Genomic DNA, 12,569 nt, shown 5'->3' with positions numbered 1-12,569 from the left:
GCCGATGCGATCACCGGGAATTGATTTTTGGCGGTGCGGGCCTCATGCTTCCCGTGGCGCCGGTATGGCGCATGTCACAAAGGATTGCTGCCCATGATCAGAGAATTCCGAGAGTTCATCGCCCGCGGCAACGTCATCGACCTTGCCGTCGGCATCATCATCGGCGCGGCCTTCACCGCGATCGTGAATTCGGTGGTGGCCGACCTCATCAACCCGATCCTCGGCGTGCTGACCGGCGGCGTCGATTTCTCGAACCTTTATTTCGTGCTGCCGAGCGATATCGCCGTGCCGGAGAATGCAAGCCTTTCCGCCGCGCGCGACACCGGGGCGCCGATCTTCGCCTATGGCGCCTTCCTGATGGCGGTGCTGAACTTCCTGATCATCGCTTGGGCGGTATTCCTGCTGGTCAAGGCCGTGAACCGCCTGCAGCGCATGGCAGCCCGGCCAAAAGAGGAGGAGGTTGTCGTGACCGCCCCCACCCAGGAGGAACTGCTGGCCCAGATCCGCGACCTGCTGGCCGACCGCACCGGTTGGGTCGACCATCCCGAGCCGCGGATCTGAGGCCTCATCCGACGCGCGTGACCCGCGCCGGTTCGGCCAGAAGCTGATCCGGCGTGATCGCCTCCAGCCCCAGGGCCTCGCCCACCGGGGGCGAGGTCAGGCGGCCGCCATGCGTGGACAGACCCGCCCGCAGATGGGGGTCGTCCTGGATCGCCCCCCGCCAGCCCTTGTCCGCCAGCGCCAGCACGAAAGGCAGCGTCGCGTTGCCAAGCGCCTGGGTCGAGGTCCGGGCCACCGCACCCGGCATGTTCGCCACGCAGTAATGCACGATCCCGTCCACCTCGTAGATCGGGTCCTGGTGGGTGGTCGGGCGCGAGGTTTCGAAGCAGCCGCCCTGGTCGATGGCCACGTCCACCAGCACCGCGCCGGGCTGCATGGTGCCAAGCTGCGCGCGCGTGACCAGCTTGGGCGCCGCCGCGCCGGGGATCAGCACGGCGCCGATCACCATGTCGGCCGTTCCGATCAGGTCGGCGGTGGCGGCCGCGCTGGAATATTGCGTGGTCAGGCGGCCCATGAAGATGTCGTCCAGATAGGACAGCCGGGAAATGGACCGGTCCATCACGGTCACGTTCGCCCCCATGCCGACCGCCACCCGCGCCGCCGCCGTGCCCACCACGCCGCCGCCGATGATGACCACGTTCGCGGGCCGCACGCCCGGCACGCCGCCCAGCAGCACGCCGCGTCCTCCGTTCGCCTTTTGCAGCGCCCATGACCCGACCTGCGGGGCAAGGCGTCCGGCGACCTCGGACATGGGCGCCAGAAGGGGCAGGCCGCCCGGCGCGTCCGTCACCGTCTCATAGGCGATGGCGGTCACGCCCGATCCCAGCAGGTCGCGCGTCTGGTCGGGGTCGGGGGCCAAGTGCAGATAGGTGAACAGCAGTTGCCCTTCGCGCAGCATCTGCCGCTCGGGCGCCTGCGGCTCCTTGACCTTCACGATCATGGCGGCCGCGTCGAAGACCGAGCGGGCATCCGGCGCGATGTCGGCGCCGGCCGCGGCGTAATCCGCATCCGTGAAGCCCGCCCCCAAGCCCGCGCCGGTTTCGACGAAGACCTCGTGGCCGCGCCCGACGGCCTCAGTCACGGCGGCGGGGGTCAGGCCCACGCGGAACTCCTGCGGCTTGATCTCTTTCGGGCATCCGATCTTCATGGTGCATCCTCCCTGGTTTTGAACCAGTGTGGCACCGCCTGGCCGCAAGGTGCTGCGAAGCTTTGGCCGCCAAGGGGCGTTGCTATCAAGAAACGGCTGGCATCGGCCCGTTTCGTCGAAGAATATCGCGCCATGTCCGATCTTGATGCAATAGACCGCCGCATCCTCGCCCTTCTCCAGAAAGAAGGGCGAATCAGCAATGCGGAACTGGCGCTGCGTGTGCACCTGTCGCCGTCCGCCTGCCACCGCCGCGTCCAGCGGCTTGAGGAAGCGGGCGTGATCCACGGCTATGTCGCGCTGCTGGATGCCCGCAAGCTGCGCCGCCAGACCACCGTGTTCGTCGAAATCACCCTGTCGGGCCAGGCCGACGAGGTGCTGGAGGCGTTCGAAAAGGGCGTGCGCGCGATCCCCGACGTGCTGGAATGCCACCTGATGGCCGGGACCGCCGATTATCTTCTGAAGATCGTGGTCGAGGATACCGACGACTTCGCCCGCATCCATCGCCAGCACCTGGCGCGGTTGCCGGGGGTGGCGCAGATGCATTCCTCCTTCGCGCTGCGCACGGTGTTCCGCACCACGGCGATCCCGGTCTGACAAAGGCTGCCTCGCACCCGGCTTGGCCCTGCCTTGTGTCCGCCCGTTTCCCGACCCCGCCCAATCCTGCCCCGGAAGAACGGCCATTTCGCCCCGGGTGCCGCCGATGACCGATGGCGCAGCCATGCGGGCCTGCCCGAAGCGGCGCGGCATCCCCCGGATCTGCATCCGTGCCGTCAGGGAAACGCAAACCCCCGCAACTTGCGCTGCGGGGGTTTGGCTGAAACGCTGTCGCGTCGTCTTGCAGTGCGCTTTCGCGCGCCCCTTACAGGGCGCCTTCGCGCTGGGCCTTTTTCCGGGCCAGCTTGCGGGCGCGGCGCACGGCCTCGGCCTGCTCACGGGCTTTCTTGACCGACGGTTTCTCGAAATGTTGCCGAAGCTTCATTTCGCGGAACACGCCCTCGCGCTGAAGTTTCTTCTTCAGGGCACGAAGCGCCTGTTCGACGTTGTTGTCGCGAACGTTGACCTGCATGTGGTTGTCACCACCTTCCTAGGTTAGAGTTGCAAAGATTGCAGGATGCGCCCCCCTATCAAAGCCGGGCGCGCTTGTCCAGACGGAGGCTGTTTATGACCCGAACCGACCGCGACGCGCTTCTTGACGCCGCCCTGACCCATGTTCCCTTCGAGGGGATGAACGACCGCGCCCTGATGGCGGGCGCGCGCGACCTGGGCATGTCGCGCGATCTGGCGCGCGTGCATTTCCCCCAGGGTGGCGCGGGACTGGCCGCCGCGTATCACCGCCGCGCGGACGCGATGCTGCGGGACAGCCTGGCCCAGACCCCGCCCGGCGGGCGCTTCCGCGACCGCGTAACCGAGGCGGTGTGGCGCCGCCTGATGCTGGTCGATGCCGAACTGGTCCGCGCGGGCGCCGCGACCCTGTCCCTGCCGCAGAACGCGGCGCTTGCCGCCCGGCTGGTCTGGGAAACGGCGGATGTGATCTGGACGGGTCTGGGCGACCGGTCGGAGGATGCTAACTGGTACACCAAGCGCGCCACCCTGTCGGCCGTGATCAGCGCCACGGTGCTGTTCTGGCTGGGCGACGATTCGCCCGACCACGCCGAAACACGGGCCTTCCTTGACCGCCGCATCGACGGCGTCATGCGGTTCGAGGGGCTGAAGGCCAGCCTGCGCAAGCTGCCCGGCGTCGAAACCGTGGCGGGCATGGCGCTGGGCTGGATCCGCGCCCCCCGCCCACGCGACCTGCCCGGCCGTGTCCGCCCGTAAGGAGAAGCGATGTTCCCCGATGCCATGAACGCGGTCGAGATCGCCGCCCCCGGCGATGCCGACGTCCTGAAGCTGGCCAGCCGCCCGGTTCCCGTTCCCCGACACGACCAGATTCTGATCCGCGTGGCCTATGCGGGCGTGAACCGTCCCGACGTGCTGCAACGCCAGGGCAGCTATGCGCCCCCGCCCGATGCCTCGGACCTGCCGGGGCTGGAAGCCTCGGGCGAGATCGTGGGCATGGGCGCGGGCGTGACCCGCTGGAAAAAGGGCGAGCAGGTCTGCGCGCTGTTGCCGGGCGGGGGCTATGCCGAATATGTCGCCTGCCACGCCGATCACGCGCTGCGCATCCCCGCCGGCTTGTCGCTGCGCGAAGCCGCCTGCCTGCCGGAAACCGCCTTTACCGTCTGGTCGAACGTCGTCACGCGCGGCGGGCTCAAGGGCGGAGAGCGGTTCCTTGTCCATGGCGGCACCTCGGGCATCGGCATGATGGCGATCCAGATCGCCCGCACCCTGGGCGCGCGGGTCTTTGCCACCGCGGGCAACGACAGGAAATGCGCAGCCATTGCCGCCCTTGGCGCCACGCCGATCAACTACCGGACCGAAGATTTCACAAAGGTCATGGCGGCCGAGGACGGGGCCGACCTGATCCTCGACATGGTGGGCGGCAGCTATATCCCGAAGAACATCAAGGCGCTGGCGCCGGACGGGCGCCTGGTGATGATCGCCTTCCTGGAAGGGCCGAAGGTCGAGCTGAACTTCGCCCAGATCATGGCAAGACGGCTGACTGTCACCGGATCGACCCTGCGCCCACAATCGGATGCCGCCAAGGCCGAGATCGCCGAGGCCTTGCGCAAGAAGCTGTGGCCACTGATCGGGGCCGGTTCGGTCCGCGTCACCATCGACAGCGAGTTCGACCTCAAGGACGCGGCCGAAGCGCATCGCCGGATGGAAAGCAGCCAGCATATCGGCAAGATCGTCCTGAAGGTCGCTGGCGACGACGTCTGAGGCACGGTCGGATGCCTCCGGCGGGGATATTTGAAACACAGAAGATGACGGACAGGCACACAGACCTTGCGGGCACCCGTCCCCAAGGTCTGTGGCATCTCCTGTGGCGGTCATCGGCGTCCCCGCCTGTACCGCATGACAGGCTTAACCTAGCAGGTGTTAAGAAAGTCTGAACGCGTCCATCTTCTGTGCGAAAATATCCCGGGGGTCCGGGGGCTGGCCCCCGGCTTGTCATCGCACCTGCTCCATCAGCACTCGCGCCCGCGAACAATCCCGCCTGGCGTCCGGCATACAGTCGCGCGGTTCCAGATCGCGGGTCAGGCAGATGCGGACCTCTTGCAGCCCCTCGGCCTTGCAGGTGACGGTGATGCCGTCGGGGGACAGGGCGGGGTTGGCGTCGATGAAGGCATCCTCGACGACCAGGGGCGGCAGGGTCAGGTTGCGGTCCAGATCGTCAAAGGGCACGGGGATCGCCACTTGCCGAAACGCCCGACGCGTCGCGGCGAAATAGTCCGCGGCCGACAGGCCGGAACATGTGCCGTGCTTTTTCCACTGATGCAGGGCCAGGCCCGGCGTCATCAGGTCTTCCATGGCCTGAACCTCGTGCCGGGACGGGTCGCGTTCGGCGGTCGCGCAGTAATCCGGCCAGCCGTCCTCGTATTGCGGCCAAAGCCCGTGGACTGTGAAATCCCGCCCGCTGTCCTTGGCGCATTCGCGGGCATCCTGCGCATCGCCGGTCGTCCGGCACCAGCTTGGCTGCCAGCTCAGCGACAGCACGTAGTAGTCGAAATCGCCCGCCATCCTGTCGGCGGAAGCCGCGGCGGGCCACAAGGCCAGCAGGACGGACAGGATGCGCCTTGTCCCCGTACGCGGCCACATGTCCATTGCCTTCATGCGAATCCTCTTTTCCCCGGGTCTCGAAAACGCTATATCACCCGTCAATTCCCCCCGAAAACGAGGAATGGCACCCGCCAAAAGCCGTTTTACCGGCCTCAGACCTGCTGTTCGGGGCAGACACGCGAAGGAGATTGACATGAGCAAGCCGCTGATGGCCAAGGCGACCGCCGTCTGGCTGGTGGACAATACCACGCTCAGCTTCAAGCAGATCGGCGATTTCTGCGGTCTGCACGAGCTGGAAGTCCAAGGCATCGCCGACGGCGACGTGGCCGCGGGCGTCAAGGGCTACGACCCCGTCGCCTCGCACCAGCTCGACGCCGAGGAGATCCGCAAGGGCGAGGCCAGCCCCACCTACAAGCTGCGCCTGAAGCACAACCCCGCCGCCGAGGGCGAGGAAAAGCGCCGAGGCCCGCGCTATACGCCCTTGTCCAAGCGCCAGGACCGTCCGAACGCCATCCTTTGGCTGGTGAAGTTCCACCCCGAGCTTCCGGATGCAGCGATTGCCAAGCTGGTCGGCACCACAAAGCCCACCATCGCCTCGATCCGGGAACGCACCCACTGGAACATCCAGAACATGCAGCCCATCGACCCGGTGGCGCTGGGGCTTTGCCGCCAGACCGAACTGGACGCCGCCGTGCAGAAGGCCGCGAAGAAGGCCGGCGCCACCGGCGAGGTGATGACCGATGACGAGCGCCGCAAGCTGGTCAGCACCGAAACCTCGCTGGCCATGAGCGACGAGCCGCGCCTGCCCTCGTCGATGGCCGGGCTGGAGAATTTCTCGTTGACGCGCGACGAGGAAAAGACGCCCGAGCCCGACCTGGATGCCGACAGCTTCTTCAACCTGCCCGACGCGGACGAGGATGAGGACGACGAAGGGCGCTGATCCCTTTTCGGCAAGCGAAAAGGCCGGTGCGGATCGAACGCACCGGCCTTTCCGTTTCCGCCCGCTCAGGTATTGCGGCGAATCATCCGTCCCAGGGCGATCAGGATGCAGGCGCCGATCACGGCGATGACGATCTGCCCGATGGCCCCGCCCGCCGTGGTGCCGAAGACCGCCCGAGCCAGCCAGTTGCCCAGCAGCGCGCCCAGGATACCCAGGATGATGTTCAGCAACAGGCCGTGGTCGCTTTTCATGATCTTTTCAGCGATCCAGCCCGCGATGGCGCCCAGGATGATCGACAGAATCCAGCCAAAACCTTCCATGCACTTCCCCTTTTTGCAAAAGCGACCCCGGATGACAGGCTGAAGGCCGGGGTCTTCGCAGGTCAATGCCGAGGCCCCGCCTTCCGTTCCGCAAGCCGTGGAATTGGTTGCAGAACTGTCAGATCGACAGGCAGATGTATTTCATCTCCAGGTAATCCTCGATCCCGTGGCGGCTGCCTTCGCGGCCCAGGCCCGACTGCTTGACGCCGCCGAAGGGCGCCACCTCGGTCGAGATGATGCCGGTGTTCACGCCGACGATGCCGTATTCCAGCGCCTCCTGCACGCGGGTGATGCGGCCGATGTCGCGGGCATAGAAGTAGGACGCTAGCCCGAAGATCGTGTCGTTTGCCTTCTGGACGACCTCCTCCTCGGTCTCGAAGCGGAACAGAGGGGCGAGGGGGCCGAAGGTTTCCTCGGTCGCGACCTTCATGCGGTCGGTGACGCCGGTCACGACCGTGGGCTTGAAGAACAGCCCGTCCAGCCGCTCGCCGCCGGTCACGACCTGCCCGCCGCCGTCCAGGACGTCGCGGATATGCTCCTCGACCTTCTCCACCGCGTCCTCGTTGATCAGGGGGCCGGTGGTCACGCCGTCCTCAAGCCCGTCGCCCACCCGCAGCTTGTCCACCGCAGCGGCCAGCTTCTGGGCAAAGGCGTCATAAACGCCGGCCTGCACATAGATGCGATTCGCGCAAACGCAGGTCTGGCCGTTGTTGCGGAACTTCGATGCCATCGCCCCTTCGACCGCCGCGTCCAGGTCGGCGTCGTCGAAGACGATGAAGGGCGCGTTGCCGCCCAGCTCCATGCTGCACTTCAGCACCTGGTCGGCGGCCTGGCGCAGCAGGATGCGGCCCACCTCGGTCGAGCCGGTAAAGGTCAGCTTGCGCACCAGCGGGTTCTCGCAGAACTCCTTGCCGATGTCGCTGGACCGGGACGAGGTGACGACGGACAGGATGCCCTTGGGCAAGCCCGCACGCTCTCCCAGAACCGCCATCGCAAGCGCCGACAAGGGCGTCTCGGCGGCGGGACGGGCGACAAAGCCGCAGCCCACGGCCAGGGCGGGGGCGGCCTTGCGGGCGATCATGGCGTTGGGAAAGTTCCAGGGCGTGATGCTGCCCACCACGCCGATCGGCTGGCGGATCACCGTCAGGCGCTTGTCGGGCAGGTGGCCGGGGATCGTCTCGCCATAGACGCGCTTGGCTTCCTCGCCGAACCATTCGACGAAGCTGGCGCCATAGGCGATCTCGCCCTTGGCCTCGGGGAAGGGCTTGCCCATCTCGGCGGTCAGGATGCGGGCCAAGTCGTCCTGGTTGGCCATCATCAGGTCGAACCACCGGCGCATCACCTGCGCGCGGTCCTTGGCAGTGCGCGCGGCCCAGGCCTTCATGGCCTGGGCCGCGGCGGCGATGGCGCGGGCGGCGTCGGCGCGGCCAAGGTCGGCGACCCTGGCGATGACGTCGCCCCGTGCCGGGTTGATCACGTCAAAGGTCGCGCCGTCCCCGGCCTCGACCCACTCGCCGGCCACGAAGGCACGGGTTTCCAGAAGCGAGGGGTCGCGCAGCAGCGTCTTCAGATCGGTGGAATGCTTGGTCATGGCTGGCTCCTGAAGCGGTTGGCCGATGATCACCACGCAGGCAGGGCGATGTCAAAGCCAAGGGGGATGATGCCTGCACGTGTGACAACCGTGAAAAAGTCGCGTCCGCCGTGAAACCCAACGGCCGCGCCGGCGTTGGAAGAACATCGCTAAGCCTTCCCTCTTGGCGACCCTCTCTCTGATGGGGCGGTGTGCCGGTCGCGCACCGCCCCTTTTTCATGGCCGCAGGTCGCGCCAGCAGGGCTGGCGGTCGCCCGGCGCCGGGACCGCGGCATGGACACCGCGCGCGATGGCCCGGGCCAGGCAGGACGCGGCGGCATGGCCCAGCAGGAAGGCATCCCGTGCGGGATCGGACAGCGGCCTTGCGCCCGACGAGACCGCGAAGACCAGGTCGCCGTCGAAGGGCGTATGGCTGGGAACCAAGGCGCGGGCCATGCCGTCATGGGCTGCGATGGCAAGGCGCTGCAGCGCGGCCTTGTCCAGGGCCGCGTCGGTCGCGACGATGGCGATGGTCGTGGCCTCGCCCATCCGCTTGGCCGTTGCCGGTTCCCGGGCGGCGGGAAAGCTGGCGGGCAGGCCCAGGCCGCCGAATTCGTCGCCCAACTCCCAGGGGGCGGCCCAGAACCGCCGGCTGTCGCCGACCGTCGCCCGGCCCACCGCGTTGACCACCGCCAAGGCGCCCACCGTGAGCCCGTCCGACAGTACCGCCGATGCCGAGCCGAGCCCGCCCTTGAGGTTCCCGGTCGTGGCCCCGGCGCCCGCGCCCGCCGTGCCCAGGGCAAACGTCGCGGCCGCTGCGTCAAGGGCTGCCCGCCCAAGCGCCGGATACGGATTGTCCGTCCAGTCCTTTTCCCCGCCATTGAGCAGGTCGAAGACGATCGCCCCCGGCACGATCGGCACCCGCGCGCTGCCCACGGCAAAGCCCCGGCCCGCCGCGCGCAGCCCCGCCATCGCCCCGTCGCAGGCCGCCAGTCCGAAGCCCGACCCGCCCGACAGCACCAGCGCATCGACCTGCGCCACCAGCTTGTCGGGGGCCAGCAGATCGGTTTCCCGCGTCCCCGGCGCGCCGCCCATGACGTGAACCGCTGCCGTGAAGGGCCGATCGGCGGTCAGCACCGTGACGCCGGATTTCAGGCGCGCGTCGGCGGCGTTGCCCACCCGCAGGCCCGCGATGTCGGTGATCAGGTTCAGCGGTCCCGGCTTCATGCGCTATTCCTTGGTGAATTCGATCTGGCGGACGCGGACATGGCGCAGCGATTCCACCATCAGCGCGGTCATCAGGCCAAAGCTCAGCAGCCCGTTCGCGGCGGCCAATCCCCCCAGGATGCGCCATTCGTCGGGCATCAGCACGTCGCCGTAGCCCAGCGTGGTAAAGGTCACCAGGGTAAAATACATCGCTTCCTCGAAATCCCGGAAGATGGACAGCAGGTGGAACGCCCCCGCCCACAGCCAGACCGACATCGTGACCATCGCCAGCACCGCCAGGCTGGAGGCCAGCACGATCAGGATCAGCTTGGGCCGGTGGGGCGCGCGCACAAGCCACCATTCCCATCGGGCGAAGGCCGTTTCCAGCAGCCAGATCCACAGGCCCGCGATGCCGATGCTGCACAGCATCAGAATTGATCCCAAGGCGATCTGACCCAGCATGGCAATGCCCTCCGCGCCTGCCGCAAGGGCTATCACACCCGGTCTGGCGCGCAACGCGCATCTTTACAGACCGCCCTTGCACGCCTATCTGCAAGCGCCATGGCCCAGGAACCCGACAAGAACTACAAGATCATCGCCGAAAACCGGCGGGCGCGCTTCGATTACTTCATCGAAAGCGACCTCGAGGTGGGCATCGTCCTGACGGGTTCCGAAGTGAAATCGCTGCGCACCGGGCAGTCCAACATCGCCGAAAGCTATGCCTCGGTCGAGGATGGCGAACTTTGGCTGATCAACGGCTATATCGCCGCCTACAAGCAGGCCGGGGTATGGGGCCACGAGGAGCGCCGCAAGCGCAAGCTGCTGGTCAGCCGCAAGGAACTGGCGCGGCTTTGGCAGGCCATCGGGCGCGAGGGGATGACCCTGGTGCCGCTGGTGATGTATTTCAACCACCGCGGCATCGTGAAGCTGAAGATCGGCGTCGCCAAGGGCAAGAAGGTCGCCGACAAGCGCGAGACAAGCGCCAAGCGCGACTGGAACCGGCAGAAGCAGCGGCTGCTGAAGCAGGGCTAGGCCATTGCAAGGGGGGCATCGGCCCTGTAGATCAGGCCCGCGCCATGAGGGGGAGGGGCCATGCAGGACGATCCGAAAACGCTGGTCTCGACCGAATGGCTGGCGGCCCATCTGAACGATCCCGACCTGCGCATTCTGGATGCAAGCTGGCACATGCCTGCAACGGGCCGCGACGCGCGGGCCGAATACGACGCGGCCCATATTCCGGCTGCGCGGTTCTTCGACATCGACGCGATTTCCGACAAGCGGTCGGCCCTGCCGCACATGGCCCCGCCGGTCGAGATGTTCATCTCCCGGATGCGCGCCCTGGGCGTGGGCGACGGCCATCAGGTCGTGGTCTATGACAATTCCGACGTGCGCAGCGCCGCGCGGGTCTGGTGGACCTTTCGCCTGATGGGCAAGACCGACGTGGCGGTCCTGGACGGCGGCCTCGCCAAGTGGCAGGCCGAGGGCCGCCCGGTCGAGGACATGCCCCCCATCCTGCGCGACCGCCACATCACCGTGCAGCGCCAGGCGGGCCTTGTGCGCGACGTGACGCAGGTGGCGGCGGCCAGCAAGCTGGGCGATCACGGGATCGTGGATGCCCGCGCCCCCGAGCGTTTCCGGGGCGAGGCGGCCGAGCCGCGCCCCGGCCTGCGGTCCGGCCACATTCCCGGCGCGCGGAACGTGCCCTTCGGGCGCCTGCTGAACGCGGACGGTACCATGAAATCGCCCGAGGCCCTGCGCGCCGCGTTCGAGGACGCCGGGATCGATCTGAAAAAGCCCGTGATCACAAGCTGCGGCAGCGGCATTACCGCTGCCGTGCTGAGCCTCGCGCTGGAGCGGATCGGGCACCGCAACCACTCGCTTTACGACGGAAGCTGGACCGAATGGGGCAGCTTCCCGGACCTGCCCATCGCAACCGGAGACGCCTGAATGCTGTCGAACCTGAAACCGCAAGCCCCCGATTCGATCCTGAAGCTGATCGAGGAGTTCAAGACCGACACCCGGCAGGGCAAGATCGACCTGGGCGTCGGCGTCTACAAGGACCCGCAGGGAGTGACACCGGTGATGCGGGCGGTCAAGGCGGCCGAGCAGCGGATCTGGGAAACGCAGACGACCAAGGCCTATACTGGCCTCGCGGGCGAACCTGAATACCGCAACGCCATGGCGGGCATGGTGCTGAAGGACGTGCCGGGCGACCGGCTGGCGTCGCTGGCCACGGTGGGCGGCACCGGCGCGATCCGGCAGGCGCTGGAACTGGCGCGCCTGGCCAATCCGGAGGTGACGGTTTACGTCTCGAACCCGACCTGGCCCAACCACCTGTCGATCATGAAGTTCATGGGCCTGCCCTTCGTCGAATACCGCTATTTCGACGCGGAAACGCGCGGCGTCGATTTCGACGGCTTGAAGGCCGACATCGCCAAGGCTGGCAAGGGCGACATCGTGCTGCTGCACGGCTGCTGCCACAACCCGACCGGCGCGAACCTGTCGATGGCGCAGTGGGAGGAAGTCGCGGCGATCCTTGAGACATCCGGCGCGATCCCGTTGATCGACCTGGCCTACCAGGGCTTCGGCGACGGGCTGGAGGAAGACGCGGCAGCGACGCGGATGATCGCCGCCCGCCTGCCCGAGGTGCTGATCGCGGCCTCGTGCTCCAAGAACTTCGGCATCTATCGCGAACGCACCGGCATCCTGTTCGCGCTGGCGGAAGACACCGCCGCGCGCGATCTGGCGCAGGGTTCGATGGCCTTCCTGAACCGGCAGAACTATTCCTTCCCGCCCGACCACGGGGCGCGGATCGTCAGCACCATCCTGTCTGACGACGCCCTGCGCGCCGACTGGGCGTCGGAGCTTGAGGAGGTCCGCAACACCATGCTGGGCCTGCGGTCGCAACTGGCGTCGGAACTGCGCGACCTGTCGGGCAGCGACCGCTTCGACTTCATCGGCCAGCATCGGGGCATGTTCTCGCGCCTGGGGGCGACGCCGGAACAGGTGCAAAAGCTGAAGTCCGACGCGGCGATCTACATGGTGGGAGATTCGCGGCTGAACATCGCCGGGCTGAACCGGGACACGGTGCCGGTCCTTGCCCGCGCGATCATCGACGCCGGGATCTGATTGCACAGGGCCCCTGCGGTCCTGCCGCAGGGG

At 67.3% G+C, this 12,569-nt stretch carries 15 protein-coding genes; 8 read left to right on the top strand and 7 right to left on the bottom strand.

From position 1 onward, the window contains the following. The first annotated feature begins 87 nt into the window (after nt 1–87). Complete coding sequence (mscL, locus tag J0F76_RS10825) at nt 88–561, top strand: large conductance mechanosensitive channel protein MscL (RefSeq protein ID WP_278250417.1); 474 nt, start codon at nt 88–90, stop codon at nt 559–561. Nucleotides 562–565: 4 nt separating this feature from the next. On the opposite strand, the gene ald is transcribed toward mscL, so the two are convergent. Further along, nucleotides 566–1,708, bottom strand: coding sequence for an alanine dehydrogenase (ald, locus tag J0F76_RS10820; protein ID WP_207469169.1), 1,143 nt, complete (start codon nt 1,706–1,708; stop codon nt 566–568). A 132-nt stretch (nt 1,709–1,840) separates the two neighbouring features. On the opposite strand from ald, the gene J0F76_RS10815 reads away from it, so the two are divergent. Then, the gene (locus tag J0F76_RS10815; protein WP_207469167.1) at nt 1,841–2,302 is read left to right on the top strand and encodes an Lrp/AsnC family transcriptional regulator; all 462 of its coding nucleotides are present in this window, start codon (nt 1,841–1,843) and stop codon (nt 2,300–2,302) included. A gap of 265 nt (nt 2,303–2,567) precedes the next feature. Here the strand turns inward: J0F76_RS10815 and rpsU are convergent, their stop codons facing one another. Further along, nucleotides 2,568–2,774, bottom strand: a complete 207-nt coding sequence (rpsU, locus tag J0F76_RS10810) for a 30S ribosomal protein S21 (RefSeq protein ID WP_103173489.1) — start codon at nt 2,772–2,774, stop codon at nt 2,568–2,570. Nucleotides 2,775–2,869: 95 nt separating this feature from the next. Between rpsU and J0F76_RS10805 the strand changes: the two genes are divergently transcribed. Together J0F76_RS10805 and J0F76_RS10800 are read left to right on the top strand one after the other, a co-directional pair. Next, entirely contained in the window at nt 2,870–3,526 is a 657-nt protein-coding gene (locus J0F76_RS10805; RefSeq protein WP_207469165.1) for a COQ9 family protein, read from the top strand. 9 nt (nt 3,527–3,535) lie between these two features. Further along, nucleotides 3,536–4,531 (top strand): NAD(P)H-quinone oxidoreductase, encoded by a 996-nt coding sequence (locus tag J0F76_RS10800; RefSeq protein ID WP_207469155.1) that lies wholly within the window; start codon nt 3,536–3,538, stop codon nt 4,529–4,531. Nucleotides 4,532–4,762: 231 nt separating this feature from the next. On the opposite strand, the gene J0F76_RS10795 is transcribed toward J0F76_RS10800, so the two are convergent. Then, a complete protein-coding gene (locus tag J0F76_RS10795; protein ID WP_207469153.1) occupies nt 4,763–5,410 on the bottom strand; it encodes a ribonuclease T2 family protein in 648 nt (215 codons plus the stop codon). 154 nt (nt 5,411–5,564) lie between these two features. Here J0F76_RS10795 and J0F76_RS10790 point away from each other — a divergent pair, with 154 nt between their 5' ends. Next, nucleotides 5,565–6,311, top strand: coding sequence for a DUF1013 domain-containing protein (locus J0F76_RS10790; RefSeq protein ID WP_207469151.1), 747 nt, complete (start codon nt 5,565–5,567; stop codon nt 6,309–6,311). A gap of 65 nt (nt 6,312–6,376) precedes the next feature. Here the strand turns inward: J0F76_RS10790 and J0F76_RS10785 are convergent, their stop codons facing one another. The 4 genes from J0F76_RS10785 to J0F76_RS10770 all read right to left on the bottom strand — a co-directional run bounded on the left by J0F76_RS10785 (nt 6,377) and on the right by J0F76_RS10770 (nt 9,869). Further along, nucleotides 6,377–6,631, bottom strand: coding sequence for a GlsB/YeaQ/YmgE family stress response membrane protein (locus J0F76_RS10785; protein ID WP_207469149.1), 255 nt, complete (start codon nt 6,629–6,631; stop codon nt 6,377–6,379). 118 nt (nt 6,632–6,749) lie between these two features. Continuing rightward, on the bottom strand, nt 6,750–8,222 hold the full coding sequence (locus tag J0F76_RS10780; protein ID WP_207469147.1) for an NAD-dependent succinate-semialdehyde dehydrogenase: 1,473 nt from the start codon (nt 8,220–8,222) through the stop codon (nt 6,750–6,752). 216 nt (nt 8,223–8,438) lie between these two features. Next, nucleotides 8,439–9,428, bottom strand: a complete 990-nt coding sequence (locus tag J0F76_RS10775) for a P1 family peptidase (RefSeq protein ID WP_207469145.1) — start codon at nt 9,426–9,428, stop codon at nt 8,439–8,441. Nucleotides 9,429–9,431: 3 nt separating this feature from the next. Next, a complete protein-coding gene (locus J0F76_RS10770; RefSeq protein WP_207469143.1) occupies nt 9,432–9,869 on the bottom strand; it encodes a potassium channel family protein in 438 nt (145 codons plus the stop codon). Nucleotides 9,870–9,968: 99 nt separating this feature from the next. On the opposite strand from J0F76_RS10770, the gene smpB reads away from it, so the two are divergent. The 3 genes from smpB to J0F76_RS10755 are packed head-to-tail and all read left to right on the top strand — an operon-like array spanning nt 9,969 to nt 12,536. Beyond that, nucleotides 9,969–10,439, top strand: coding sequence for an SsrA-binding protein SmpB (gene smpB / locus J0F76_RS10765; protein WP_207469141.1), 471 nt, complete (start codon nt 9,969–9,971; stop codon nt 10,437–10,439). A gap of 60 nt (nt 10,440–10,499) precedes the next feature. Next, nucleotides 10,500–11,354, top strand: a complete 855-nt coding sequence (sseA, locus tag J0F76_RS10760; RefSeq protein WP_207469133.1) for a 3-mercaptopyruvate sulfurtransferase — start codon at nt 10,500–10,502, stop codon at nt 11,352–11,354. Next, the gene (locus J0F76_RS10755; protein ID WP_207469131.1) at nt 11,355–12,536 is read left to right on the top strand and encodes an amino acid aminotransferase; all 1,182 of its coding nucleotides are present in this window, start codon (nt 11,355–11,357) and stop codon (nt 12,534–12,536) included. The last annotated feature ends 33 nt before the right edge of the window (nt 12,537–12,569 follow it).

Source organism: Paracoccus fontiphilus (genome assembly GCF_017356265.1).
GTDB lineage: Bacteria > Pseudomonadota > Alphaproteobacteria > Rhodobacterales > Rhodobacteraceae > Paracoccus > Paracoccus fontiphilus.
The sequence above is the reverse complement of the archived record's forward strand: the minus strand, read 5'-3'. Positions and strand labels throughout refer to the sequence as shown.

Excerpts from the sequence above, each read along its gene's own strand:
- smpB (WP_207469141.1), top strand. The coding sequence starts at position 9,969 with ATGGCCCAGGAACCCGACAAGAACTACAAGATCATCGCCGAAAACCGG.
- sseA (WP_207469133.1), top strand. The coding sequence starts at position 10,500 with ATGCAGGACGATCCGAAAACGCTGGTCTCGACCGAATGGCTGGCGGCC.
- ald (WP_207469169.1), bottom strand. The coding sequence starts at position 1,708 with ATGAAGATCGGATGCCCGAAAGAGATCAAGCCGCAGGAGTTCCGCGTG.
- J0F76_RS10815 (WP_207469167.1), top strand. The coding sequence starts at position 1,841 with ATGTCCGATCTTGATGCAATAGACCGCCGCATCCTCGCCCTTCTCCAG.
- J0F76_RS10800 (WP_207469155.1), top strand. The coding sequence starts at position 3,536 with ATGTTCCCCGATGCCATGAACGCGGTCGAGATCGCCGCCCCCGGCGAT.
- J0F76_RS10755 (WP_207469131.1), top strand. The coding sequence starts at position 11,355 with ATGCTGTCGAACCTGAAACCGCAAGCCCCCGATTCGATCCTGAAGCTG.
- J0F76_RS10770 (WP_207469143.1), bottom strand. The coding sequence starts at position 9,869 with ATGCTGGGTCAGATCGCCTTGGGATCAATTCTGATGCTGTGCAGCATC.
- J0F76_RS10775 (WP_207469145.1), bottom strand. The coding sequence starts at position 9,428 with ATGAAGCCGGGACCGCTGAACCTGATCACCGACATCGCGGGCCTGCGG.
- J0F76_RS10805 (WP_207469165.1), top strand. The coding sequence starts at position 2,870 with ATGACCCGAACCGACCGCGACGCGCTTCTTGACGCCGCCCTGACCCAT.
- J0F76_RS10780 (WP_207469147.1), bottom strand. The coding sequence starts at position 8,222 with ATGACCAAGCATTCCACCGATCTGAAGACGCTGCTGCGCGACCCCTCG.
- rpsU (WP_103173489.1), bottom strand. The coding sequence starts at position 2,774 with ATGCAGGTCAACGTTCGCGACAACAACGTCGAACAGGCGCTTCGTGCC.
- J0F76_RS10795 (WP_207469153.1), bottom strand. The coding sequence starts at position 5,410 with ATGTGGCCGCGTACGGGGACAAGGCGCATCCTGTCCGTCCTGCTGGCC.
- J0F76_RS10790 (WP_207469151.1), top strand. The coding sequence starts at position 5,565 with ATGAGCAAGCCGCTGATGGCCAAGGCGACCGCCGTCTGGCTGGTGGAC.
- J0F76_RS10785 (WP_207469149.1), bottom strand. The coding sequence starts at position 6,631 with ATGGAAGGTTTTGGCTGGATTCTGTCGATCATCCTGGGCGCCATCGCG.